The 23,544-nt window shown below is 75.3% G+C and carries 21 protein-coding genes and 1 tRNA gene; 9 read left to right on the top strand and 13 right to left on the bottom strand.

Features of this window, described 5'->3' with window-relative positions; translation table 11 throughout:
- The first annotated feature begins 58 nt into the window (after positions 1–58).
- Complete coding sequence (locus tag E7744_RS00220; RefSeq protein WP_137772375.1) at positions 59–1,483, top strand: amidase; 1,425 nt, start codon at positions 59–61, stop codon at positions 1,481–1,483.
- Here E7744_RS00220 and E7744_RS00215 read toward each other — a convergent pair.
- The 4 genes from E7744_RS00215 to E7744_RS00200 are packed head-to-tail and all read right to left on the bottom strand — an operon-like array spanning position 1,461 to position 5,636.
- Complete coding sequence (locus E7744_RS00215; RefSeq protein WP_137772374.1) at positions 1,461–2,558, bottom strand: zinc-binding alcohol dehydrogenase; 1,098 nt, start codon at positions 2,556–2,558, stop codon at positions 1,461–1,463. The genes E7744_RS00220 and E7744_RS00215 overlap by 23 nt on opposite strands.
- Complete coding sequence (locus E7744_RS00210; RefSeq protein ID WP_137772373.1) at positions 2,555–3,532, bottom strand: Gfo/Idh/MocA family protein; 978 nt, start codon at positions 3,530–3,532, stop codon at positions 2,555–2,557. Before E7744_RS00210 ends, E7744_RS00215 begins: the two co-directional genes overlap by 4 nt.
- On the bottom strand, positions 3,529–4,668 hold the full coding sequence (locus tag E7744_RS00205) for a glycosyltransferase (RefSeq protein WP_137772372.1): 1,140 nt from the start codon (positions 4,666–4,668) through the stop codon (positions 3,529–3,531). The genes E7744_RS00210 and E7744_RS00205 overlap by 4 nt, the downstream gene beginning before the upstream one ends.
- Complete coding sequence (locus E7744_RS00200) at positions 4,665–5,636, bottom strand: glucosyl-3-phosphoglycerate synthase (protein ID WP_246858480.1); 972 nt, start codon at positions 5,634–5,636, stop codon at positions 4,665–4,667. Before E7744_RS00200 ends, E7744_RS00205 begins: the two co-directional genes overlap by 4 nt.
- A gap of 203 nt (positions 5,637–5,839) precedes the next feature.
- Between E7744_RS00200 and E7744_RS00195 the strand changes: the two genes are divergently transcribed.
- Entirely contained in the window at positions 5,840–6,550 is a 711-nt protein-coding gene (locus tag E7744_RS00195; RefSeq protein ID WP_137772371.1) for a histidine phosphatase family protein, read from the top strand.
- On the opposite strand, the gene E7744_RS00190 is transcribed toward E7744_RS00195, so the two are convergent.
- Positions 6,547–7,059: a DUF4190 domain-containing protein gene (locus E7744_RS00190; RefSeq protein ID WP_137772370.1), complete on the bottom strand. Its 513-nt coding sequence runs from the start codon at positions 7,057–7,059 to the stop codon at positions 6,547–6,549. The genes E7744_RS00195 and E7744_RS00190 overlap by 4 nt on opposite strands.
- 332 nt (positions 7,060–7,391) lie before the next feature.
- Between E7744_RS00190 and E7744_RS00185 the strand changes: the two genes are divergently transcribed.
- Entirely contained in the window at positions 7,392–9,212 is a 1,821-nt protein-coding gene (locus tag E7744_RS00185; RefSeq protein ID WP_137772369.1) for a phosphoglucomutase, read from the top strand.
- A 44-nt stretch (positions 9,213–9,256) separates the two neighbouring features.
- On the opposite strand, the gene E7744_RS00180 is transcribed toward E7744_RS00185, so the two are convergent.
- The 4 genes from E7744_RS00180 to E7744_RS00165 form a co-directional block, all read right to left on the bottom strand.
- A complete protein-coding gene (locus tag E7744_RS00180) occupies positions 9,257–10,801 on the bottom strand; it encodes an aldehyde dehydrogenase family protein (protein WP_137772368.1) in 1,545 nt (514 codons plus the stop codon).
- A gap of 18 nt (positions 10,802–10,819) precedes the next feature.
- Positions 10,820–11,779, bottom strand: coding sequence for a glycerophosphodiester phosphodiesterase family protein (locus tag E7744_RS00175; RefSeq protein ID WP_137772367.1), 960 nt, complete (start codon positions 11,777–11,779; stop codon positions 10,820–10,822).
- Positions 11,780–11,900: 121 nt separating this feature from the next.
- Positions 11,901–12,806, bottom strand: a complete 906-nt coding sequence (locus E7744_RS00170; protein ID WP_137772366.1) for an HAD family hydrolase — start codon at positions 12,804–12,806, stop codon at positions 11,901–11,903.
- 80 nt (positions 12,807–12,886) lie between these two features.
- Positions 12,887–13,837 carry a carbohydrate kinase gene (locus E7744_RS00165; RefSeq protein WP_246858479.1) on the bottom strand — a complete coding sequence of 317 codons (951 nt, stop codon included), beginning with the start codon at positions 13,835–13,837 and terminating at the stop codon, positions 12,887–12,889.
- A gap of 166 nt (positions 13,838–14,003) precedes the next feature.
- Here E7744_RS00165 and E7744_RS00160 point away from each other — a divergent pair, with 166 nt between their 5' ends.
- Entirely contained in the window at positions 14,004–15,401 is a 1,398-nt protein-coding gene (locus tag E7744_RS00160) for a uracil-xanthine permease family protein (protein ID WP_137772365.1), read from the top strand.
- A 108-nt stretch (positions 15,402–15,509) separates the two neighbouring features.
- Positions 15,510–16,079, top strand: a complete 570-nt coding sequence (locus E7744_RS00155) for a gluconokinase (RefSeq protein ID WP_137772364.1) — start codon at positions 15,510–15,512, stop codon at positions 16,077–16,079.
- 53 nt (positions 16,080–16,132) lie between these two features.
- On the opposite strand, the gene E7744_RS16435 is transcribed toward E7744_RS00155, so the two are convergent.
- The 3 genes from E7744_RS16435 to E7744_RS00140 all read right to left on the bottom strand — a co-directional run bounded on the left by E7744_RS16435 (position 16,133) and on the right by E7744_RS00140 (position 18,557).
- Positions 16,133–17,041, bottom strand: a complete 909-nt coding sequence (locus tag E7744_RS16435) for a LysR family transcriptional regulator substrate-binding protein (RefSeq protein WP_137772363.1) — start codon at positions 17,039–17,041, stop codon at positions 16,133–16,135.
- A gap of 6 nt (positions 17,042–17,047) precedes the next feature.
- Entirely contained in the window at positions 17,048–17,770 is a 723-nt protein-coding gene (locus E7744_RS00145) for a dienelactone hydrolase family protein (RefSeq protein ID WP_137772362.1), read from the bottom strand.
- Between the two features lie 217 nt (positions 17,771–17,987).
- Positions 17,988–18,557 (bottom strand): YceI family protein, encoded by a 570-nt coding sequence (locus E7744_RS00140; protein WP_137772361.1) that lies wholly within the window; start codon positions 18,555–18,557, stop codon positions 17,988–17,990.
- Positions 18,558–19,024: 467 nt separating this feature from the next.
- Between E7744_RS00140 and E7744_RS00135 the strand changes: the two genes are divergently transcribed.
- On the top strand, positions 19,025–20,341 hold the full coding sequence (locus E7744_RS00135; protein WP_137772360.1) for an NAD-dependent epimerase/dehydratase family protein: 1,317 nt from the start codon (positions 19,025–19,027) through the stop codon (positions 20,339–20,341).
- A 77-nt stretch (positions 20,342–20,418) separates the two neighbouring features.
- Positions 20,419–21,621 carry a glycosyltransferase family 1 protein gene (locus E7744_RS00130; RefSeq protein WP_137772359.1) on the top strand — a complete coding sequence of 401 codons (1,203 nt, stop codon included), beginning with the start codon at positions 20,419–20,421 and terminating at the stop codon, positions 21,619–21,621.
- A gap of 210 nt (positions 21,622–21,831) precedes the next feature.
- On the opposite strand, the gene E7744_RS00125 is transcribed toward E7744_RS00130, so the two are convergent.
- Positions 21,832–21,915, bottom strand: a tRNA-Leu gene (locus E7744_RS00125).
- Between the two features lie 204 nt (positions 21,916–22,119).
- Here E7744_RS00125 and E7744_RS00115 point away from each other — a divergent pair.
- Positions 22,120–23,019, top strand: coding sequence for a DUF3662 and FHA domain-containing protein (locus E7744_RS00115; RefSeq protein ID WP_210417135.1), 900 nt, complete (start codon positions 22,120–22,122; stop codon positions 23,017–23,019).
- On the top strand, positions 23,016–23,543 hold the full coding sequence (locus E7744_RS00110; protein WP_137772358.1) for an FHA domain-containing protein: 528 nt from the start codon (positions 23,016–23,018) through the stop codon (positions 23,541–23,543). Before E7744_RS00115 ends, E7744_RS00110 begins: the two co-directional genes overlap by 4 nt.
- Position 23,544: the final 1 nt, after the last annotated feature.

Genomic DNA, 23,544 nt, shown 5'->3' with positions numbered 1-23,544 from the left:
GGACCCCGACGGCGGCGCGCGCCCGGGCCGGCCGGGCCCCGTGGCTACAGTGGAGGGCATGGACGACCCGGCCCGCACCCCCGCGTTGACCCGGTGGAGCGCCCTGCGGCTGCGCGACGCCCTGGCCGCCGGGGAGCTCTCGGCCACGGAGGCCACGCGGCACTTCCTGGAGGTCACCGAACGGCGCAACCCCCAGCTGGGGGCCTTCATCTCCGTGGCCCCGGAGGCGGCCCTGGCCCGTGCCGCGGAACTGGACGAGCACTTCGCGCGGCGGGGCCCGGTGGGCGCCCTGCACGGCGTGCCGCTGGCCTTCAAGGACCTCGTGGACGTGGCCGGGATGCGCACCACCTTCGGTTCCCGGGTGGCCGTGGACGCGGCGCCGGCCACCGAGGACGACCCGCTGGCCGCCACGGTGCACGCCGCGGGGGCGGTGTCCACGGGCAAGACGACCGTGCCCGAGTTCGGCCTGCCCTGCCACTCCGAGAACCTCATCTCGGCGCCCGCCCGCAACCCCCTGGACCCCGAGCGCACCGCGGGCGGGTCCACGGGCGGCGGCGCGGCCGCCGTCGCCGCCGGGATGCTGCCCTTCGCCCCCGGCAACGACGGCGGCGGGTCCGTCCGCATCCCCGCCGCGGCGTGCGGGCTGGTCGGCCTGAAGCCCGGCCGGGGCGCGGTGCCGACCGACCGGCAGGAGGACTCGGTGCGCAACCTGTCCGTGTCCGGCCCCCTGGCGCGCACCGCCGCGGACGCCGCGCTGCTCTACGACGCGATGCTCGGCGGCCCCCGCGGGGAGGGCCGCAGCCTGGCCCGGGCGCTGCGGGCGGAGCCGGACCGGCTGCGGATCGGCGTCTCCACCGCCTCCCCGTTCTCCCCCGACCTGGAGATCACCCTGGCCCGGCCCGCCGTCGACGCCCTCACCGCGGCCGCCGCCGCGCTGGACCGCGACGGCCACGAGGTGGCGGAGGCGGCCCTGCGCCTGGCGCCCGGCTACCACGCGGACTTCCGCGCGGTGTGGACCGCCGGGCTCCTGGAGGCGCCGCTGCCCGAGGGGGCGGAGCAGCGGATGGGCCCGCTCGCGGCCTACTTCCTGGAGTTGGCCCGGCGACGCCCCGCCGAGGAGCTGGCGGCGGCCGTGCAGCGGCTGACCGCCTGGGCGGCGGACGCGCGCCGGCAGCTCGCCGCGCACGACGTGGTGCTGACGCCCGTGCTGGCCTTCGCCCCGCCGCGGATCGGCACGTTCACCGCGCTGCCGCCGGCGCAGGACTACGAGCTGCAGTGCCGGTTCACGCCGTACACGTCCATGGTCAACGTCATGGGGCTGCCGGCCGTCGCGGTGCCGGTGCTCGTGGACGACGACGGACTGAGCTGGTCCGTGCAGGCGATCGGCCGGCCCGGCACGGAGGGACCCCTGCTGGCCCTGGCCGCGCGGATGGAGCACCTGCTGGGCCGGGCGGGACTCGTCACCGGCTCCCCGCCCCGGTGAGGAAGACGGCGGTGAGCACGTGCCGCCGCCGCGCCGCGACCTCCCCCATGAGCGCGGGTGCCTCCTCGAAGTCCTCCACGTCCGTGATGAGGTGCTCGCGCACCTCGGGCGCGTGGGCATCCAGCAGCCGGAGGGTCTCGGCCGAGAGCCGGTGCCGGTCCCAGTCGTGGGCCAGCCCCCGCGGCACCCGCCCGATCTGGGCGCACCGCAGGCTCAGGCCGTTGTGGTGGAACTCCTCCCCCAGCCGCACGGCGTCGGCTCCCTCGGTATAGAACGCCAGGTCCACCACGGTGCCCTGCGGCCGCACCGAGCGCAGCGCCGCCTGCAGGGCCCGGGGCTTGCCGCGGCACTGGAACACCACGTCCGCCCCGTGGTCGCCCGTTCCGTGCCGCCACCGGGTCTTCAGCGTCCGCCCCGGGTCGTCCTCCAGGTCCAGCGGCAGGAAGCCGAGCCGCTCCGCCAGGGCGCGGCGCCGCGGGTCGGCGTCGGCCACGGCCACCTCCCGGGCCCCGAGGAAGCGTGCGAACAGGGCGGTGAGCAGGCCGATCGGGCCCGCTCCCGTGACGAGCACGAGCCGCCCCGCCACCCCGTCCCCGAGGGCCGTCACCGGCCCGGCGTCCGCGGCGGCGTGCAGCAGCCCGTTGGCGCAGATCGGCCCGAAGTGGGCCACGAACACGCCCAGCAGCGGGTCGAGGTCCCCGGGCAGCGGCACGAGGTGCTCCGTCACGGGGTCCGCCACGTGCGCGGTCGCGTGGCCATAGGCGGCGGCCAGGACGTCACCGTCCCGGAAGGCGGGCGTGCACGACCGCACCACGCGGGCGACCTCCATGTAGCCGAGCCGGCGCACCGGGTAGCCCTGCTCGGGCACGCCGCGGTGGAACAGGCCCAGCTCCGGGTCGAGCCGTGAGTGCAGGCCGGGATGGTCGCCCTTGACGAAGGCGAGCTCCGTGCCGGCGGACAGGCCGGTGGCGACCGTCTCGAGCAGCAGGCCACCCTCCGGGACCGCCGGGACCTCCTCGTCGACGATCTCGATCCGCCCCCGGGCCGGGACGATGAGGTTGCGGCGCGTGCTCACGCCCGCAGTCCCAACCGCACGGGGACACCGGTCCGGGCCGACTCGGCGATGGCGCAGGCGAGGCGGTGGGTGCGCAGGGCCTCGCCGTAGGGCACCCGCGTGGACTCGCGTTCCCCGCGCACGGCCTCGAGGAACTCCCGGTCCACCACGAGCCGCGGGTCCTCGCTGCGGACGTGCTCGTGCCGCTCGATCCCGGCATGGACGGTCAGCGACTCCTCGGAGACCTCGAGGTAGCGCCCGCGGCTGACCACGTGCAGGGCGGCCCGGTGACGGCCCGGCAGCGCGGAGGTGGCGGCCAGGGTCGCCACGGCCCCGGACCGGAAGCGGAGGGTGGTCGCCGTGGCGTCGTCGACGTCACCCCAGGCGTCGTCCGCGTCCGCCGGCGGGACGTTCACGCCGGCGGCGTAGACCTCCTCGACCTCGCCCAGGAGGTACCGGGCGGTGTCGAGCACGTGCGTGGCCTGCTCGATGATCTGCCCGCCGGAGCGGTCGGTCCGTCCCCACCACGGCACCGGGGGGCGCTTGTCCAGCCAGTACCCGTTGGCCAGCAGCGGCGGCGCGTCCTCCAGCAGCCGCCGGGCCCGCCGGGCCGTGTCCAGGCAGCGCCAGTGGTACCCCGTGCCCGTGACCACGCCGGTGGCCTCCACCCGGGCCGCGACCTGCTCGGCCACCTCCAGGCCCAGGCCCACGGGCTTCTCCACGAACAGCGGCCTGCCGCGGTCCAGGGCGGCGTGCTCGGCCGGGCCGTGGGCGAACGGGGGAACGCAGACGTAGACGGCGTCCACCGCCACGGCGTCGAGGGCCTCCTCGGCGTCGGCGAAGGCCGCGGCCCCGAGCTCGGACGCGAGCGCCTCGGCGGCGGGCGCGTGCGCGTCCGTGACGCTCACGACGCGGGCGCCGCCCAGGCGGTGCAGCACGTCGACGTGGCGCCGGCCCACCGAGCCGGCCCCGACCAGGGCGATGCGGACGGTCATGGCCGGTTCGCCTCCAGGAGCCGCTCGTACAGGTCCAGGTACCGACGGGCCATCCCGGCCGGCGTCCACTGGCGGGCGGCGTCCCGGCAGGCCTGGGGGTCGAGCTCGCCGGTGCGTTCCAGCGCGGCGGCCAGCCCGTCCTCGTCGGCGGCGAGGAAGCCCGTGCGCCCGTCCTGCACGAGCGAGGGCAACACGCCCAGGGGCGTCCCGACCACCGGCACCCCCCGGGACAGGGCCTCGACGACGCCGGTGGCACCCGGCTCGGCCCACCGGTTCGGCGCCAGCAGGACGCGGGCCGAGCGCAGGACCCGCTCCTTCTCCTCGCCCGCGACGCCGCCGATCCACCGCACCGCCGTCCCGTCCACCAGCGGCCGGACCGCCTCCAGCCAGTACCGCACGTCCGGGTGGCCGGTGAGGGCCTCGTCGCCGTCCGCCAGCCGGCGCTCGAGTTCCGCCGGGTCCCCGACGCCGGCCACCGGTCCGGCCAGCACCAGCGGCACCCCCGCCCGGCGGCAGGCACGGGCGGCCAGGTCCTGGCCCTTGTCCGCGGTGATGCGGGCCAGCACCAGGGCGTGGTCCCCCGGGGCCACGTCCACCTCCGTGCCCGCGGGGGCCGCCAGGGGCACGACCCCGAGCGTCTGGTCCCGCAGGTTCCGCGGCGCCCGCTCGAGCTGGGAGGCGGAGACGGCGGCGAAGCACACCCGGCCGTGTCCGCGGAAGCGGGAGTAGAACTCCGGGTGCTTGCGCAGGTCCCAGTGCAGGGTCTGCAGCGTCGGCGGCGCCGACCGCCCCATGGCCCCCAGCACGGAGGGGCCCACGACCTCCAGGTGGTCGTGGACCACGTCCCACCGGCCCCCGTCCCGCAACGCCTCGACGATGCCCTGCATGTGGGCGTGGGCGATGCCGGAGACCCGGTTGTAGGGCATCGCGATGGAGGGGAGGGCCGGCTCGTCCAGCACCCGCAGGTGGTCGTCGGCCTCGAGCGTGGAGGGGCCCACGGTAGCCAGGGTGACGTGCGCGCCCGCCCGGCGGAGCTCCGGGACGAGCGTGGCCACCACCGTCTCGATCCCCCCGTAGCCCTGCGGCGGGACGGGGAGCCAGGGGCCGGCGTTGACGAGGACGCGCAGGCCGCTCATGCCACCCGTTCGGCCGGAGCGGGGGCGTACTCGGGGATCTCGGCCATGGGCGGGCGTTCCCGGACCGCGATCTCGTGGGACTCGGCGATGAACCGGTCCCCGCGGCGCATGAACTGGGTCAGGTCCGCGGAGTCCTCGGCCATGGACCCCTCCCCCCACAGGCGGGCGTGCACCGTGAGCTGGATCTGGGCGGCCATCCGGGCCAGGGCCGCGTCGGAGGAGTTCCGGTGGGTGCGCACGCCCAGGTCCACCTGGGCCATGGCGTCCAGGCCGACCGCCTCCAGGACGTCGATCAGCATGGCGATCTCCACGCCGTACCCGGAGACGAACGGGATCGCCTCCAGCAGGGCCCGGCGTCCCGCGTACTCCCCGGCCAGCGGCTGGACGAAGCCCGCCAGCCGGGGCCAGAACAGGTTCAGCAGCGGGCGGGCGACGAGCTCGGTCACCCGTCCGCCGCCGGCCGGGTGGACCGTCTGCCCGTCGTGGAGCGGGCGGTCGTAGCAGCCCTTGACGAACTGGACCGCCGGATCGCCCAGCAGCGGCCCGAGCAACCCGACGGCGAAGGCCGTCTCGAAGTCCCTCAGGTCGGAGTCGATGAACGCCACCACGTCCCCGGACGTCACCGCCAGGGACTTCCACAGGGCCTCGCCCTTGCCGGGGACGTTGCCGTGCCCCGGCAGGATGCCGTCCTGGCGGAACACCTGCGCACCGGCCGCGCGCGCGACCTCGGCCGTGTCGTCGTCGGAGTCGGAGTCGACCACGACCAGCTCGTCGACCAGGGGCACGGCCTCCATGAGCTCCGCCCGCAGGGCGCCCACGATCTGGCCGACGGTCCTCGCCTCGTTGCGGGCCGGCAGCACCACGCTGATCGTGCAGTCCCCCTTGGCCTCCAGCAGGTCCTGCGGTGACCACTCGCCCGCACGGTGGCTGCGGGCGGCGAACCAGTCGCTCACGTCCTGTCGCATCATGACCTCCTCCGACGGTGGGCTCCCCTCCCGCCGGGGGAACTGCAGGTGCCCGCACAGTACCGAGCCCACCCGCCCGAGGGAAGGGGCTCGTCCGTGGCGAGGGGCCCGGTGGCGGTCGGCCCCGGGGTCCGGGACGCGGAGCAGGAGGGGGTGACCCCTAGGATCGATCCGAGGACCACCGGACGAGGAGACAGGACGAACGGATGCACCACGCCCCAGGACCCCTCCGGGCGGACCGGCGCCGACTGGTGCTGTGGCGCCACGGCCGCACGGAGTGGAACGTCCAGGACCGGGCCCAGGGGCACGCCGACATCCCCCTCGACCCGGTCGGCCGCGAGCAGGCGCGGCGGGCCGCCCGGGCACTGGCCACCCTGGCCCCCGCCTTCATCTGGTCCAGTGACCTCCAGCGGGCGCGCGGCACCGCGCGCGAACTGGCGGCGCTCACCGGCCTGGAGGTGGTCGAGGATGCCCGGCTGCGCGAGTACCACGTCGGCATCCGCCAGGGGACCACGTTCGCCGAGTTCCGCCGCAGCCACCCCGAGGTCTACGCGAGGTTCCTCGCCGAGGCCGACTACCGGGTGCCCGGTGCCGAGCTTCCGGCGGAGGTCGAGGCGCGGATGACGGCCGTGCTGCGCGATGCCGCCGGGGCACTGGGACCCGGGTCGACGGCCGTCCTCGTGGGCCACGGGGCGGCGTTGCGCAGCGGCGTCCTGGCCTTCTTCGAGGCCCCCTTCCGGTTGCGGAACATGCTCGCCCCCCTCGAGAACTGCGCCTGGACGGTGCTCGAGGAACACGCCGAGCGGGGGTGGCAGATCGCGGACTACAACGCCCGCACCGTGCCCCACGCAGGCTCGGCGCTGGCGGACGAGATGCCGCCGCACCGGGGCGCCGTCCCGGGTCCGGGAACGCCCTAGGCCAGGAGGATCCCGAAGGCGACCAGGCCCAGGATCATCAGCACCCACAGCCCGCTGACGACGTACCCCATGATGAGCCCCGCGAGCGCGAGGCCGCGCGCGTCCGGCTCCCGGCGCAGGCTCAGGTGGCCGAACACGATGGCCAGCAGCTGCGGGACCAGCAGCGTGCCGAAGGTCGCCACCCCGGAGATGCCCAGGACCAGGGCCGTGAGTCCCAGCGCCGTGGTCCGGCGCCCGTCCACCGGCCGGGGCGTCCAGGTCGCCCGGCCCCCGGGGCCGCCGGCGCCGGGGTATCCGCCGTGGAGCGGGTACGGCCCCGGACCGCCCGGGAGTCCGGCGTACGGCTGGTCGGCGTAGGGGTCCTGCGGGGACGCGCCCGGTGCCGGGCCGGCGTCCGGGCGGGCGCCGGCGTCCGTGTACCAGGAGGGGTGGTGGGGGTCGTCGAACGGGCGGTACCGGTCCGGGTCGTGCCCCTGTCCACCCCGGTCGCGTGCGTTCGGGTCGGCCATGGCCCCAGTCTAGGCGCCGGACGGGACGGCGCACCGTTCGTCCACAGCCCCGGCACCGTCCGCGTCCCGCTCGGCGGGATCCCGGTCGGTGGGGTCAGTCCTCGTCCGGGGCGAGGCGCCGGATGGACCCCGCGAAGCCGCCCGGCGTCCGCCCGTCGGTGCGCGCCGGGGTCACGACCCTCGTGCGGCCGGTGGCACCTGTGCGGCCACCGCGGCAAACCCGTCCCCCATTCAACCAGTCGCCCGCGGGCGCCGGCGGGACGGGCCGCCGTCCTCGGTCATGTTCACCGCCCTGCTACCCCGGCGTTTCCCGTTCGTGGAACAGTGGTCCCATGAACGCTCAGACTCCTGCGCCCGCGGCCGAGCGGGCGGGCACCGTGGCCCTCCCCGAAGACCTCGTCGACCTGGACGCCCTGCTGGCGGCCTACACCGAGCGCCACCCGGACCCCGCTGACCCGGCGCAGCGGGTCTCCTTCGGCACCTCCGGCCACCGCGGGTCCTCGCTGCGGACGTCCTTCAACGAGGACCACATCGCGGCGATCACGCAGGCGATCGTGGAGTACCGCGCGGCCCAGGGCATCACCGGCCCGCTGCTGATCGGCCGGGACACCCACGCCCTGTCCGGGCCGGCGCAGGACACCGCGCTCGAGGTGCTGCTCGGCAACGGGGTGCGCACGCTGGTCGACTCGCGCGGCGGCTACACGCCCACCCCGGCGGTCTCGCACGCGATCCTGGTGCTCAACGCGGGCCGGCTGGGCGGTGCCGCCACCGATCCCGCCGGGCCCACCGAGCCCGCAGCGGCCCCGGACACGGCGCCGGCCCCGGCGGGCAGCGAGGCGGGCGTTCCCGCCCCCGGGCTGGCGGACGGCATCGTCATCACGCCCTCCCACAACCCCCCGGCCGACGGCGGGTTCAAGTACAACCCGCCCCACGGCGGCCCGGCGGACACGGACGCGACCGACTGGATCGCCGCCCGCGCCAACGAGCTGCTCGCGGACGGCCTGGCCGGGGTGAGGCGCGTCCCGGCGGCCGAGGTCGAGGGGCACCCGGCCCTGGGCACGTTCGACTTCCTGGACCGCTACGTCTCGGACCTGCCGAGGGTCATCGACCTGGACGCCATCCGCGCGGCCGGCGTGCGCATCGGCGCCGATCCCATGGGCGGGGCGTCCGTGGGCTACTGGGGCGAGATCGGCGAGCGCCACGGCCTGGACCTGACCGTGGTGAACCCCCAGGTCGATCCCCGGTGGCCGTTCATGACCCTGGACTGGGACGGGAAGATCCGGATGGACTGCTCCTCCCCCCACGCCATGGCCTCGCTCATCGGCCGGATGCGGCCCGACGGCGCGGCACCGGCGGGTGCCCCGAGGCCGGACGCCGCGGGGGCGCCCGCGGCCGGGACGCCCTTCGACATCGCCACGGGCAACGACGCCGACGCCGACCGGCACGGCATCGTCACCCCGGACGGCGGGCTGATGAACCCGAACCACTTCCTGTCCGTGGCGATCGACTACCTCTACCGCCACCGGCACGGCTGGCCGGCCGGGGCCGGCGTCGGGAAGACCCTCGTCTCCTCCTCGATGATCGACCGGGTGGCCGCGGGGCTGGGCCGGGACCTCGTGGAGGTGCCGGTGGGCTTCAAGTGGTTCGTGCCCGGGCTGCTGGACGGCACGGGGGTTTTCGGCGGCGAGGAGTCGGCCGGGGCGTCCTTCGTGTGCCTCGACGGCTCGCCGTGGTCCACGGACAAGGACGGCATCCTGCTGTGCCTGCTGGCCGCGGAGATCCGCGCGGTGACGGGGAAGTCCCCCTCGGAGTACTACGCCGAACTGGTGGCCCGGTACGGCGACCCGGTGTACGCGCGCGTCGACGCGCCGGCCACCGCGGAGCAGAAGGCCCGGCTCAAGCGGATGTCCCCGGCGGACGTCACCGCGGACACCCTGGCCGGCGAGCCGATCACCGCCCGGATGACCGAGGCCCCCGGCAACGGGGCGGCCATCGGCGGGCTGAAGGTCACCACGGAGAACGCCTGGTTCGCCGCGCGGCCCTCCGGCACCGAGGACGTGTACAAGATCTACGCGGAGTCCTTCGTCTCGGCCGAGCACCTGGCGCAGGTGCAGGCCGAGGCCAAGGCGATCGTGGACGCCGTCATCGCCTGACCCGGGGCCGGCGGGCCACCGGCCGGGACCCGCCGGGCCGGGCGTCAGAGGATGCGCCGGATCGCCTGGCGCTTGGCCCACGTGTAGGGCGGGTAGACGGCCTTGAGGGTGTCCACCTGGTCCGTCTTGGTCAGCGCCGGGCGCAGCTGGGAGAACGTCTCGAACCCGGCCCGGCCGTGGTAGGCGCCCATCCCGGAGGGCCCCACGCCGCCGAACGGCAGCGTGGGCAGCCCCGCCTGGATGAGGGCGACGTCGAAGGCCAGGGCCCCGGCGGTGACCCGCTCCTCGAAGGCCCGGTGGTAGCGGTGCCGGTCCGTGAACAGGTAGGCGGCCAGCGGGTGGGGCCGGGCGGTGATGAACTCCACGGCCTCCTCGAAGGTGTCCACGCGCAGGATCGGCAGGACCGGGCCGAAGATCTCCTCGGCCATCAGCGGGCTGTCCGGGGCCACGTCCGCCACCACGGTCGGCTCCACGTAGCGCTCCGCCGCGTCCACCCGGCCGCCGTGCACGAGCCGGGCGGGGGCCCGCCCCTCGCCCGGCTCCAGGGCGTCGCGCAGCAGCCCGCCCACGCGCTCGGCGTGCGCGGCGTCGATCATCCGGCCGTAGTCCGGGGAGGTCGCGGGGTCCTCGCCGTAGAACTCGCGGATGGCCCGCGGCAGGTGCCGCTCCAGCTGGCGCTGGGTCTCCTCGCCGACCGCCAGGACGTAGTCCGGGGCCACGCACGTCTGCCCGGCGTTGATGAACTTGCCGAAGGCGATCCGCCGGGCGATCGCGGGCCAGTTGCGGCCGTCGGCCACCACGCACGGCGACTTCCCGCCCAGCTCGAGCGTCACCGGGGTCAGCTGCCGGGCGGCGGCCTCGTAGACGATCCGGCCCACCCGCTCCCCGCCGGTGTAGAACACGTGGTCGAACCTCTCGGCCAGCAGCCCCTGCACGGTCTCGGCGCCGCCCTGGACCACCGCCACGGCCCGCGGGTCGAGGTACTGCGGGATGAGCCGGCCGACCAGCTCCGAGGTGGCCGGGGCCTTCTCGCTGGGCTTGAGCACCACGGAGTTCCCCGCCGCCACGGCCGCCACGAGGGGCGCGAGCAGCAGCTGGAACGGGTAGTTCCACGGGGCGATGACGAGCACCGTGCCCAGCGGCCGGGCCTCCACCTTCGCGCTGGCCGGCTGCAGCGCCAGCGGCACCTTGACGGCCTGCGGCTCCATCCAGTCGGTCAGGTACAGCAGGGCGTGGTCCACCTCGGAGCGCACGGACTGGATCTCCGTGATCAGCGCCTCCGTGCGGGACTTGCCCACGTCGCTCGCCAGGGCGGCGCAGATCGCCTCGGACTCCTCCTCCAGCATCCGGCGGATCCCCTTGAGCTGGGCGGCGCGGAACCGGCGCGGGTGCGGCAGCCGCAGGGTCGCGGCCTGGCGCATGCGCCCGACGGCGGTGGCCGGGTCCTCCGTGCCGGTCGCCACGGCCGGGCCGGCGGGCACGGGCAGCCCCGCCCCCGGCTCGGGGGCGGTCTCCTCGCGTCCGGGCCCGTCGGCCCCGGGCGCCAGCGAGAGCGTCTGGTCCTTGATGAAGTCGGGGATCTCAGCCATGGATCCCACGGTAGCGGCCTACCGCTGCGGCCACTGGCCGCGGGCCTGGAGCACGGCGGCGAGCGCCTCGGCGTCGTCGGTCATGATCCCGTCCACGCCCAGGGCCAGCAGTCGCTCCATCTCCGCGGGATCGTCCACCACCCACACGTGGACCTGCAGCCCGGCGGCCTGGCAGCGCGCCACGAATGCCCGGGTCACCACGCGGACGGGACCCTGGCGCACGGGGACCTGGACGCAGTCGACGTGCGCCAGCCGGCCCGCCACGACGCGGACCAGGCCCAGCGGGGCGGCGAGCACGAGCGCGGCGATGGCCAGTGCGCCGCCGGACATCGCGACCCGCCGCCCGGCCACGCGGCCGAAGCGCCGCCGTCGGGTGTCCCGGAAGGAGGCCACCAGCACGCGGTCCCACGCCCCGTGCCGGGCGACGATGCGCGCCATCGCCTCCGCCGCCGCGTCGTCCTTGAGGTCCACGTTGAGCCGGACGTCCTCCCACTCGGTGAGCAGGTCCTCGAAGCGCAGCAGGTGCTCCCCCGCCGGCGTCCCGACGGCGGCCCCCGCCGGAGCGGCGGGACCCCTGGCCGCGGTGCCCGGAACGCCGGCGCCCCCGCGGGCCCGGGTCCGGGCCGCGATCGACCACCCCGACGCCGTCGGGACGCCCGTGCCGATCCCGGCCCTCCGGTCCCGGGCGGGGTCGATGACGCGCAGCCGGGTCAGCTCCTCCCACGTGTGGTCGGACAGCCGGCCGCTGCCGGTGGTGACGCGGTCCAGGTACTCGTCGTGGAAGACCATGAGCACGCCGTCGCGGGAGGTGCGCACGTCCAGCTCGAGGTAGCCGTAGCCGCGCTCCACGGCGGTGCGGAAGGCGGCGAGGGTGTTCTCGCGGGCCGTGTCCGCCCCGCGGTGCGCGAAGGCCAGGGGCCAGCCCCGGCGCCCGGGCAGCGAGTCCTCCAGGTACGGCGGCAGGCTGGGACGCGTCACGGACCTCACCCTAGCGGCCGCCGGGCACCCACCCCGCCGGTTCCCGGGTCGCGAACCACGGGTCCCGGGCGCCGCGACCCCCGGTTCGCGACCCGGGAGCGGGATGGCGACGAGGCGGGGCTCAGGGGAGGCGGAGCAGGTCCTCGATCACGGCGGCCACGCCGTCGTCGTCGCAGGCCCCGGCCGTGGCGTCGGCCGCCTGCAGCAGCACGGGGTGCCCGGAGGCCACGGCGTAGCCGGTGCCGGCCCAGTGGATCATCTCCAGGTCGTTGGGCATGTCCCCGAAGGCGACCACCTCGTGCGCGGCGATCCCGTGGCGGGCGGCGACGTCGGCCAGCGTGCTGGCCTTGTTGACGTCCGGGCGGGACATCTCCAGCAGGGCGACGCCGGGGGCGGAGTGGGTGACGGCGAGCAGCTCGCCGAGCAGCACGCGCACCTCGGCGAGGAAGGCGTCCGGTTCGCGGCTGCGGGTCTTGGCGAGGAACTTGACCACGCGGGGCGCCGCGGGCAGCGAGTCCTCGAGCGAGCGGCCCACGTGGATGTCGCGGGCCACCTCGGGCGGCCGCTCCGCGGTGGGGTCGTCGAGGAAGGCGGCCTCCAGGTGGAAGCCGTCGAGGGTCTCCACGCCGAACGAGGCGGAGGGATCCAGGGCGGCGATCATGTCCCGGGCCTCGAGCACCGTCGCCAGGTCCATCGGGCGGGACTCGAGCACCGTGTGCGTGACGAGGTCGTAGACCACGGCACCGTTGGAGCAGATCACCGGGCCGGCGTGCCCGAGAGCCTCGGTCACGGGGGAGAGCCAGCGGATCGGGCGGCCGGTCACGAAGACCACGTGGATGCCGGCGTCGTGGGCGGCCCGGAAGGCCGCCACGGTGCGGGGCGAGACCCAGCCGGTGCGGCTGTGGTCGTAGCCGATGATCGTCCCGTCCAGGTCGCTCGCGATCAGCCGGGGACGCCGCAGGGCCCCGCGCCCCCCGCCCGGGGGAACCGGCGGGGCCGGGTCGAGGGCCGGGTCGGGAAGGGACATGGAGCCATTCTAGGCGGGGCCGGCGCGCCCCGACGGGGCCGGTCCGCCCGCCCCGGTCCGGCCGAGCCGGCCCGTCCGGGTCAGCCCAGCTCGGCGCGCGTGGGCGGGTCCGCCCCCGGACGGGAGGCGGTGATGGCCGCCGCCCGCGCGGCGTAGGCGAGCACCGCCGTCGTGTCCTCGGCGCTGATCCGGCGCAGTGCCTCGCGGTGGCGCGCCCCGAGCAGGCCGCGGTCCTTCAGCGCGATCAGCAGGGCGGCGGTGAAGGAGTCCCCCGCGCCCACGGTGTCCGCCACCTCCACGGGGTGGATGGGGTGCTCGGTGACCCCCTCCGCGGTGGCGCACAGGATGGAGGTGGCCCCGCGGGTGACGACCACCATGGCGGGCTCGATCCGCTGCCACGTCACGATCGTGTCCTCGAGGGAGCGGTCCGGGTAGAGCCACTCGAGGTCCTCGTCCGAGGCGTGGACGATGTCCGCGAGCGCCACGGACTCCTCGGCGCGGCGGCGGGCCAGGGCGCGGTCGGGGACGATCGAGGGCCGGCAGTTCGGGTCGTAGCTGAGGGTGACCTCGGGCTCGAGGTGGGTGAGCAGCTCCATGACGGTGCTCGCGCCGGGCTCGAGCATGGTGGCGATCGAGCCGGTGTGCACGTGCGTGAGGGTGCGCTCCCGGCCGTCGCGCACGAGGGCCTCCTGCACCAGCCGGCTCAGCTCGGGGGCCGGCGGCAGGGTCCAGTCGAGGTCGAAGGAGTAGCTGGCCGCCCCGGTGGGGTCCAGGCGGGCGGTGGCCACGGAGGTGGGGGCGTCATCCGCGCCGAGGACGCAGTCCACGCCGTTGCGGGCCAGGTGGTCGCGGACCATGTCCCCGTACCCGTCCCGCCCGTGCCGCCCGGTGAACAGCACGTTCTCGCCCAGCCGGGCCAGGCCGACGGCCACGTTGAGCGGGCTGCCGCCCACGTGCGCCCGGGGGGTCGCGGTGTCGGAGACGACGACGTCGACGAGCGCCTCGCCGATCACACCCACGTAGTCAGTCACGATTCAACGGTACCCTACGGGTCAGTCACCGTCCCGGGAGCGGCCGCCCTCCGCGGCCCGTCCCGGGGCCGTCCACCAGCACCCCCGCCACCGCCCGACCACCGTCCGCGCCGCCGCTCCGCCGACCGGCCCCGCGCCGGCGGCCGGCACCGACCGAAAGGCCACCGTGACCTCGAAGGAATCCCCCGACCCAGCGCCCCGGGACCGGGCCGCCCGCCGCCCCGGGCGCCCGGCCGCCGTCGGGCGCCTCGGCCTCGGCTGGACCGTCCACGGCGACGGCCGGCACATCACCCCGGGCGAGGTGGTCGCCCCCCAGGAGCGGCTGGCCTGGCCGCAGACCATCGGCGTGGGCGTGCAGCACGTCATGGCGATGTTCGGCGCGACCGTCCTGGTCCCCACGATCACCGGTTTCCCGGTGACCGCCTCGCTGTTCTTCTCCGGCGTGGGCACCCTGCTGTTCCTCGTCATCACCGCCGGCCGCGTGCCGTCCTACCTCGGCAGCTCCTTCGCGTTCATCGCCCCGATCTCCGCGGCCATGAACCAGCACGGCATCGGCGGCGCCCTCGGCGGCATCCTGGTCACCGGCGTGGCGCTGTTCCTCGTGGGGCTCGTGGTCCAGCGGGCCGGCACGGGCTGGATCCACGCGCTGATGCCGCCCGTGGTGATGGGCACGATCGTGGCCCTCATCGGCCTGAACCTGGCCGGTGCCACCACGCAGGCCATGACGGAGGTCCCCCTGACCACGTTCGCCACGTCCCTGGCGATCGTGGTGAGCGCGGTGCTGTTCCGGGGCCTGCTGGGCCGGCTGTCCATCCTCGTGGGCATCGTGGTGGGCTACCTCGTGGCCCTCGCCCAGGGGCAGGTCGACTTCGGCCCGGTCGGGGAGGCCGCGTGGGTGGGCCTGCCGCCGTTCCACGCCCCGGAGTTCCACTGGAACGTGCTGTTCCTGTTCCTGCCGGTCGTGCTCGTGCTGGTCGCCGAGAACATCGGGCACGTGCGGACGGTGGGCCTGATGACCGGCCAGGACCTGGAGCCCTCCTACGGCCGCGCGCTCATGGGCGATGGGCTCTCCACCACCCTGTCCGGGCTCGGCGGCGGCGTGGGCACCACCACCTACGCCGAGAACATCGGGGTCATGGCCTCCTCGCGCGTCTACTCCACCGCGGCCTACTGGGTGGCCGGGCTGACGGCGCTGGCGCTGGCGTTCCTGCCGAAGTTCGGCGCGCTGGTCAACACCATCCCGCCGGGGGTGGCCGGGGGCGCCGGGATCATCCTCTACGGCATGATCGGCGTGATGGGCGTGCGCATCTGGGTGCAGAACCGGGTGGACTTCTCCAACGCCGTGAACCTCATGTCCGCCGGTGCCGGGCTGATCATCGCGATCGCCGACCCGGTGCTGGAGGTGGGCGGCATGCAGTTCGGCGGCATCGCCCTGGGCACCGCGGCCGCGCTCGTGGTCTTCCACCTCATGCGGTCCATCGCGCGGGCGCGCGGCACCGAGCCCGTGCCGGCCGATCCGGGCGAGGAACCCTTCGAGTCCCCCGAGCCGGGCCGGCTCGGCTGACGCCGGCCCGGCGGGGCGGGGACGGACGCGGCCGAGCGGGGCGCGGGGCGCGGGCGACGACGGCGCGCGGCTGGGGCGCTCCGGCGCGGTCACCCGTACGCTGGGACCGTGGCCGAGAGCACGCACCCCGCACCGCCCCCGACGCCGGCCCGCTGGCCCGTCGGGGCCGCCCACCTCGTGCTGTCCGGCCCCTCGGGGTCCGGCAAGTCGACCGTCGGCCGGCTCGTGGCGACCGCCCTGGGCCGGGTCTGGGTGGAGGGCGACGCCTTCCACCCGGTGGCCAACCGCGACAAGATGGCCGCCGGGATCCCCCTGGACGACGACGACCGGGCCCCCTGGCTCGACCGGCTCGCCGGCGAGCTGCACCGGCTCGGCGATCTCGGCCTGCCCGCCGTGCTGGCCTGCTCGGCCCTGAAGCGCTCCTACCGGGACGTGCTGCGCTCGTGCGGCTACCCCGTGACGGTGGTGCAGATCCTCGTCTCCCCGGAGGACCTGGCGGCCCGGGTGGCCGCGCGCCACGCGCACTTCATGCCGGCCTCGCTCGTGGCGGGGCAGGTGGCCCTCATGGAGCCCCTGCACGAGGACGAGGACGGGATCGCCGTCCCCTCGGCGGAGGACCCGCAGGCCACGGCCCGGGCCGTGCTGGACGAGCTGGGCTTCGTGCTCTCCTGGGACTGACCAGGACCGACCGGGACCGGCGTGCGGGCCTGCGCGACGGCGCGTGCCCCCGCTCAGCGGCGCTTGCGCGGCCTCCCGGACCGGCCCGCGGACCGCGAGGACCCGCCCCCGGAGCCCGGGGACGACGATGCCCGCCCCGAGCGGCCCCCGGACGCCGTCCGGGCGGCCGGCCGGCCTCCCGAAGCCGCGCCCGAGGCCCCACCGGTACTCCCGCCGCCCCCGGCAGCGCCACCGGCGGACGCCCCGGACCGGCCGGCCTCGGAGCGCGAGGACCCCGGCCGCCGCCCCTTGGCGGCCCCGATGAAGTCCTGCACGAGCTGCGAGTCCACCGACCGCAGCCACGCCAGCCCCACGCCCCAGCCGGGATGGCCGGCGAGCGGCAGCACGACGACGTCCTTGCGGCCGAACATCCGGGCCACCGAGGCCGGGAGGATCGTGTGCCCCGCCCCGGCGGCCACGACCTCCACGGCCATCCGCTCCCCGGAGCCGGGGACCTCGGGGGCGTCGAGCGGGTCGGCGGGCGGTTCCGGGGCGAAGGCGGCCGGGTCCACGAGGCCGGCGGGGTCCAGCTCGGCCAGCGGGACGGGGCCGTCCGCCTCGGGGTCCCACGCGGCCAGCAGGTGCTCGCGGCCCACGCAGACCACGGGCTGCTCCTCGTAGAACCGGACCACGTGCACGTCCGCGGGGTCGATCCCGCCGGAGCGCAGCAGCGCCTCCGGGCCGGCGTCGCGGTCCCAGCGCAGGTACCCGAGCTGGGGCAGGCCCCGCGGGGCCGCGCCCCCGGGCCCCGGGGCCAGGAAGGCCAGCTGGCCGCCGGCGTCGTGGTTCACCAGCTGGACCCGGCGCTCGCGCGAGGTGAAGCGGTCCACCCACTTGGAGGGCGAGGCGCCCGGGACGGTGGACAGGAAGAGGGTCTCCGGGACCGCCGCCGGGGCGGGCTCGGGGCTGCTGGCGCGGGGCACGGGCGGTTACTTGACCTTGTCCTTGAGGAACTGCACCGCGCGGGACCAGGCCAGCCCCGCCTGCTCGGGGCGGTAGTTGCCCTGCGGGTTCTCGTCGTTGTGGAAGGCGTGCGGGGCGTCGTAGAAGAAGTACTCCACCTCGGTGCCGGACTCCTCGCGGATCTGCTGCTCCTGCTTCCGGGCCTCCTCGGGCGGGAACATGCGGTCCTGGAGGGCGTAGTGGCCCTGGATGGCGGCCTTCACGCCCGTGTAGGCCTCCGGCACGGCCTGGCCCACGCCGTAGAACGGCACGGCGGCCGAGACCCTCTCGCCCTGCTGCGCGGCCAGGGCCAGCACGAAGCCGCCGCCCATGCAGAAGCCGATCGTGCCCACGGTGCTCGAGGTGACGGAGTCCAGGGACAGCAGGTGGTCCACGGCCCCGGCGAGCTGGCGGGCGCCCTCCTCGGCCGGCAGCTTCGACATCATCTCCCCGGCCTCCTCGCCGTCGTGGGTGATCCAGCCACCGAACAGGTCCGGGGCGAGCGCGGTGAAGCCCTCGGCGGCCAGCCGGTCGCACACGTCCCGCACGTGGTCGGTCAGCCCCCACCACTCCTGGATGACGATGACGCCGGGACCGGAGCCGGACTCCGGGGTGGCGAGGTAGCCGTGGCCGAGCCGGTCGCCGTCCTGTCCCGGGTCCTTGTCCGGCAGGGGGAAGGTGGTGTTCTGGTGCGGGGTCTTGACTGCCATGCGGATCCTCCGTCGGTCTCGTCGTGCGTGCCCGGCACGGCGGCGCCCCACCGGGGCGCCGGTGCCGGGACCCGGTCCACGGCCAGTCTAGGGGTGGCCCGCGCGGCGGCAAGGGCGGTGGGCGGGAGCGGCAGGGCCGGCGACGACGGCCGGACAGGCGAAGGGGGCCGGACCCGCGCCGCGCGCGGGACCGGCCCCCTCGACCGGGGTGCCAGGCTCAGGCCTGGGCGCCCTCCTCGGACGGCAGCACGAAGGAGGCGTCGATCTGGATCTTGACGGCGTCGGAGACGAGCACGCCGCCGGCGGCGGCCTGCAGCGGGGCGTTCCAGGTGATGCCGAACTCCTTGCGGGAGATCTCGCCCTTGGCCTCGAAGCCGGCGCGGGTCATGCCGAAGGCGTCCACGGTCTGGCCGCCGAACTCGGCCTCCAGCTCCACGCGCTGGGTGACGCCCTTGATGGTCAGGTCGCCCACGAGGGTGAACTCCTGGAGGTCGTTACCCTGGGGGCGCACCTCGGTGGAGACGAAGGTGATGTTCGGGTGGGTCTCGGTCTCGAAGAAGTCGGCCGAGGTGATGTGGGCGTCGCGGTCCGGCTGGCCGGTGTCGATGGAGCCGGCGGCGATGGTGACGTTGACGTTGTGGGCCTGCGCGTCCTCGCCGACCACGAGGGTGCCCTCGACGGCCTTGAAGGTGCCGCGGACCTTGGAGATGCCGGCGTGGCGCACGGTGAAGTCGACGTCGGTGTGGGTCGGGTCCAGGTTCCAGGTACCGGGGGTCAGGGCGGTCATGCGGGTCTCCTCTGTGTCGCAGTGGTGATGCCCGGACGAGGCCGGACGATCCCACAAATTTTGATTGAACATTCAAGGGAACGATGGGCGGGGAGGAACTATTCCCCGCCCCGCGGTGAACTTCCGGTGAACCATCGAGCGTCCACGTCAGCGGGAGCCCGGCGGCCTCCTCCACACCTACCGCATCCGCGCCCCGTCCGTCAGCCCCGGATCCCCGGGGCGGGAGGGGCCCGGGGCCGGGAGGACCGACGTCGGCCGGCGGGCACCGCGCGCCGGCCCGGCAGTCGGGGGCCGCGGCTCCGCGGCCACGGCACGCGTCATCCCGGGACCCGCGCGGACCGGTCCGCCACGGGCGTTGGATAGGCTCGACCCACCGGACGACCCGCCCGACTGCCGCCGCCACGCCCCGCGCCGACCGGCCGGCACACGGCGGCCGGGCCACCTTCGACCTGTATTGGGAGTTCTACGTGAAGATTGCGATCCTCGGCGGCGACGGCTTCTGCGGCTGGCCCGCCTCGCTGCACCTGTCCGACCTGGGCCACGAGGTCATCATCGTGGACAACTTCTCCCGCCGCGTGATCGACGAGGAGCTCGGCGCGCAGTCCCTGACCCCCATCCGGGCCCTGTCCGAGCGCCGGGCGGCCTGGAAGGAGGTCTCCGGCAAGGAGATCGGCTTCGCCTTCCTCGACGTGGCCCAGGACTACGAGGGCCTCGTGGAGTTCTTCCGCACCGAGGCCCCGGACGCCGTCGTGCACTTCGCCGAGCAGCGGGCCGCGCCGTACTCCATGAAGTCCCCCCGGAACAAGCGCTACACGGTGGACAACAACGTCAACGCCACGCACAACGTGCTGTGCGCGATCGTGGAGTCCGGCCGGGACATCCACCTGGTGCACCTGGGCACGATGGGCGTCTACGGCTACGGCACCGCGGGCATGAAGATCCCCGAGGGCTACCTGGACGTGGAGGTCACCGCGCACGAGGACGCCGAGGGCAACCCGGTGGAGCCGCACCGGATCCCGCAGCAGATCCTCTACCCGACCAACCCGGGCTCGATCTACCACATGACCAAGGTCCTGGACCAGCACCTCTTCGCCTACTACGTGAAGAACGACTCGCTGCGGATCACCGACCTGCACCAGGGCATCATCTGGGGCACGCACACCGAGCAGACCCAGCGGGACGAGCGGCTCATCAACCGCTTCGACTACGACGGCGACTACGGCACGGTGCTGAACCGCTTCCTCATGCAGGCCGCCGTGGGCTACCCGCTGACCGTGCACGGCACCGGCGGCCAGACCCGGGCCTTCATCCACATGCAGGACATGGTCCGCTGCGTGCAGATCGCCCTCGAGAACCCCCCGGCCGCGGGGGACCGGGTCAAGATCTTCAACCAGATGACCGAGACCCACCGCGTGCGCGACCTCGCCGAGCTGGTGGCGCGGATCACCGGCGCCGAGGTGGAGATGGTGCCGAACCCGCGCAACGAGTCGGCCGAGAACGAGCTGCACGTGGTCAACGACGCGTTCCTCGACCTCGGCCTGCAGCCCACCACGCTCTCCGAGGGGCTGCTGCTGGAGGTCGAGCACATCGCCGAGCGCTACCGGGACCGCGCGGACCTGTCCAAGGTCCCCGCCACCTCGCTGTGGACTGCGCGCCAGCAGGCCGGCGTCCCCCAGCACCTGCCCGCGCGTCCGGCGCGCGGCGCGGACGGGACGGCCACGCCCGCCGCACCGTCGGCCGCGGCCCCCGTCGCGCCGGCCGAGCCGGCACCCGTCGCCCAGTGACCTGACGCGGGTGGGGGCCGACGACGGCGGCCGGCCCCGCCGCCGTCGGCCCCCGCCCCGCCCTCCCGAGGAGTCCCATGCGCATCGCGATGTTCACCGAGGTGTTCCTGCCGAAGATCGACGGCGTGGTCACCCGGGTGGTGCGCACCCTGGAGCAGCTCGCGGAGATGGGCCACGAGGTCCTGCTGTTCGCCCCGGGCGAGCCGCCGGCGGAGTACGCCGGGCACGAGGTGGTGCGGGTGCGCGGGTTCTCCCTGCGCCTGCTCTACCCGGAGCTGAAGGTCGGCGTGCCCACCCCGGCGATCGCCCGGAAGATGGAGGCGTTCCGCCCGCACCTGGTCCACACCGTCAACCCGGTGTGGCTGGCCGCCTACGGGGTGCTCTCCGCCGGCCGGCGGGACGTGCCCCAGCTGGCCAGCTTCCACACGGACGTCCCCCAGTACACGGAGTCGCTGCGGGTCGGCTGGGCCCGGCACCCCGTGGAGAGCTGGATCCGGTACATCCACAACAAGGCCGAGGTGAACCTGTGCACCTCCGGCCCCATGGTGGAGCGGGCGCGCGAGGTGGGCATCCACCGGGTGGGCCTGTGGCCCAAGGCCGTGGACACCGCCGGCTACCACCCGTCCAACGCCTCGGCGGCCATGCGCGCCCGCCTCACGGACGGGCACCCGGACGCCCCGCTCGTGGTCTACGTGGGCCGGATGAGCCGGGAGAAGGACCTGGACCAGCTGCTCGAGCCGATGCGCCGGCTGCGCGAGCGCGTGCCCGGGGCGCGGCTGGCCATGGTCGGCTCCGGTCCCCACGTGGAGGACCTGCGCCGGCGCTTCGACCCGGAGTGGACCGTCTTCACGGGGTACATGTCCGGCGCCGAGCTGGCCCAGGCCTACGCGAGCGCGGACACCTTCGCCTTCCCCTCCACCACCGAGACCCTGGGCCTCGTGGCGCTGGAGTCCATGGCCTCCGGGGTGCCCGTGGTGGGCGCGCGGGCGGGCGGGATCCCCTTCGTGATCGACGACGGCCGCACCGGCTTCCTCGTCGAGCCCGGGGACACGGAGTGCTGGGTGGACCGCCTCGAGCGCCTGCTCACCGACCCGGGGCTCCGGCGGCGGATGGGGTGCGCCGCGCGGGAGGAGGCCGAACGGCACTCCTGGCGGGCCGCGACGGAGGCCCTCGTGGGCTTCTACGAGCAGGCGATCGACACGCACTGGCGCAACCACCGCGCGCTCGACGGGCCGCTGCTGGACCGCTTCGCCCGGCCGATGCCCCGTCCCCTGGACTGACCCGTCCCCGGACCCGCCCCCTCGACCGCTCCGCCCCCGCCCCCGCCCCCTCATCGAGCGGTCGATTCCGCCCCGCTCGGGGGCCCGGAACGCCCGGATCCGGGGCACTTCCGACCGCCAGATGCAGGGGATGCAGGGATGCAGGGGGAGAGGGGATCCGGGAACGACGAAGGCCCCGGATCCATGATCCGGGGCCTTCGACCACTCGCGTGCGCGAGGGGGGACTTGAACCCCCACGTCCGTAAGGACACTGGCACCTGAAGCCAGCGCGTCTGCCAATTCCGCCACTCGCGCGAGATTGCTGGTCTGTCTTCCCGGTCGAAAGGCCTTGCGGATTCCTCCGTACCGGTCAGAACAGCGAGATACATCTTAGGCACACCCGGGCCGATTCCCCAAATCGAGTCCTCATCGCAATCCGGCCCCGGCCTGTTGGCTCGGGCACCCCCAGCCTCTCCGCGTACTATCGGAACTGACATCTGCGGAAAGGAGCACCCCCGCGTGGGTCTTCTGGACAACCTCGAGCGCGGCCTGGAGAAGGCCGTGCAGTCGGCCTTCTCGGCCGGTGGCGCCCGGGCGGTGAAGCCGGTCGAGATCGCCAATGCCCTGAGACTGACCATGGACGACGAGGCCATGGCCCTCTCCGAGGGCCGCACGTTCGCGCCCAATGTCTTCACCGTGTCCTTCTCCACCCCGGACTTCGACCTGGCCCGCAAGTGGGGCTCGGCCCTGGCCGAGGAGCTGTGCGACGAGGCCATCCGCCACGCGCGCGAGCAGGGCTACACGCTGCACGGCCCGGTGCGCGTCACCTTCGTCGAGGACGACGCCCTGCGCCCCGGCAAGCTCGCCATCGACGCCGTCGCCGACCGCTCCGGCGGGGCCGACCGGCCGGAGGCCACCGGCGACCGGGACGTGCCCACCTCGACCGGCTCCGCGGAGGTCGCCCCGTCCGCCCCGGTGGCCCGCGACGCGGAACTGCCGGCGGAACCGCGCCCGGCGCCCACCCCGCCGGCCGCCGTCGCGCCCGCGGCACCCCCGGCCGCCCCGGCACGCCAGCCGCGCCGGGGACCGGACGTGCCGTTGCAGCCGGTCCTGGAGATCGACGGGCGCAAGTACGGCCTGCACGCGGACTCGATCGTGCTCGGCCGCTCCGCGGACGCGGACATCGTGGTGGAGGACACCGGCGTGTCCCGCCGCCACCTGGAGATCATCACCCGCGGCCGGACCGTGATGGCCGTGGACCTGGGCTCCACGAACGGCTTCTACGTCAACGACCGCAAGGTGGACGGCTCCACCGTGCTGCGGGACGGGGACCGGATCACCATGGGCCGGGTGTCCATGGTCTTCCGCACGCTGCCCGCCCGGGGCGGCCGCGACGAGGGGAACGGTGATGCCCGGTGAGCGAACTCGCCGTCGCGGCCCTGCGCCTGGGGCTGCTGCTCGTGATGTGGATCCTCATCATCTCGATCGTCTCCTCCCAGGGGCGTGACCTGATGGTGGGGGCCCGGAACAAGGTGCGGTCCCGCGCCGGGGCCGGCGCGCCCGTGGCCGCCACGGCCGCGGCCGGCGCCCCGGTCCGGGGCGCGTCCGCCGACGCCGGCCCCACCACCGGCCAGCAGGGCGCATCCCGGACGCGGGCGAGCCGCCTCGTGGTGCTGGAGGGACCGCTCAAGGGCACCGAGGTGCCCCTGCACGGCGCGCCCCTGCTCGTGGGGCGCGCCCAGGAGGCCGACCTCGTCCTGGACGACGACTACGTCTCCGGCAGGCACGCCCGGCTCTTCCCCCAGGGCTCCCGCTGGTTCCTCGAGGACCTCGGCTCCACCAACGGCACCTACGTGGGCGGCAGCCCGCTGTCCCGCACGGTCGCGGTCGAGCCGGGCACGGCCATCCGCATCGGCAAGACGGTGCTGGAGCTGAGGTCCTGAA

Source organism: Citricoccus sp. SGAir0253 (assembly GCF_005877055.1).
In the GTDB taxonomy this organism is placed as follows: domain Bacteria; phylum Actinomycetota; class Actinomycetes; order Actinomycetales; family Micrococcaceae; genus Citricoccus.
This window is presented reverse-complemented; position numbering and strand designations above follow the sequence as displayed.

Bases quoted from the DNA above. Each gene is read 5' to 3' on its own strand.
- E7744_RS00200 (WP_246858480.1), bottom strand. From the start codon at position 5,636: ATGATGCGACAGGACGTGAGCGACTGGTTCGCCGCCCGCAGCCACCGT.
- E7744_RS00140 (WP_137772361.1), bottom strand. From the start codon at position 18,557: ATGACCGCCCTGACCCCCGGTACCTGGAACCTGGACCCGACCCACACC.
- E7744_RS00210 (WP_137772373.1), bottom strand. From the start codon at position 3,532: ATGACCGTCCGCATCGCCCTGGTCGGGGCCGGCTCGGTGGGCCGGCGC.
- E7744_RS00190 (WP_137772370.1), bottom strand. From the start codon at position 7,059: ATGGCCGACCCGAACGCACGCGACCGGGGTGGACAGGGGCACGACCCG.
- E7744_RS00170 (WP_137772366.1), bottom strand. From the start codon at position 12,806: ATGTCCCTTCCCGACCCGGCCCTCGACCCGGCCCCGCCGGTTCCCCCG.
- E7744_RS00205 (WP_137772372.1), bottom strand. From the start codon at position 4,668: ATGAGCGGCCTGCGCGTCCTCGTCAACGCCGGCCCCTGGCTCCCCGTC.
- E7744_RS00220 (WP_137772375.1), top strand. From the start codon at position 59: ATGGACGACCCGGCCCGCACCCCCGCGTTGACCCGGTGGAGCGCCCTG.
- E7744_RS00180 (WP_137772368.1), bottom strand. From the start codon at position 10,801: ATGGCTGAGATCCCCGACTTCATCAAGGACCAGACGCTCTCGCTGGCG.
- E7744_RS00145 (WP_137772362.1), bottom strand. From the start codon at position 17,770: ATGGCAGTCAAGACCCCGCACCAGAACACCACCTTCCCCCTGCCGGAC.
- E7744_RS00195 (WP_137772371.1), top strand. From the start codon at position 5,840: ATGCACCACGCCCCAGGACCCCTCCGGGCGGACCGGCGCCGACTGGTG.
- E7744_RS00130 (WP_137772359.1), top strand. From the start codon at position 20,419: ATGCGCATCGCGATGTTCACCGAGGTGTTCCTGCCGAAGATCGACGGC.
- E7744_RS00185 (WP_137772369.1), top strand. From the start codon at position 7,392: ATGAACGCTCAGACTCCTGCGCCCGCGGCCGAGCGGGCGGGCACCGTG.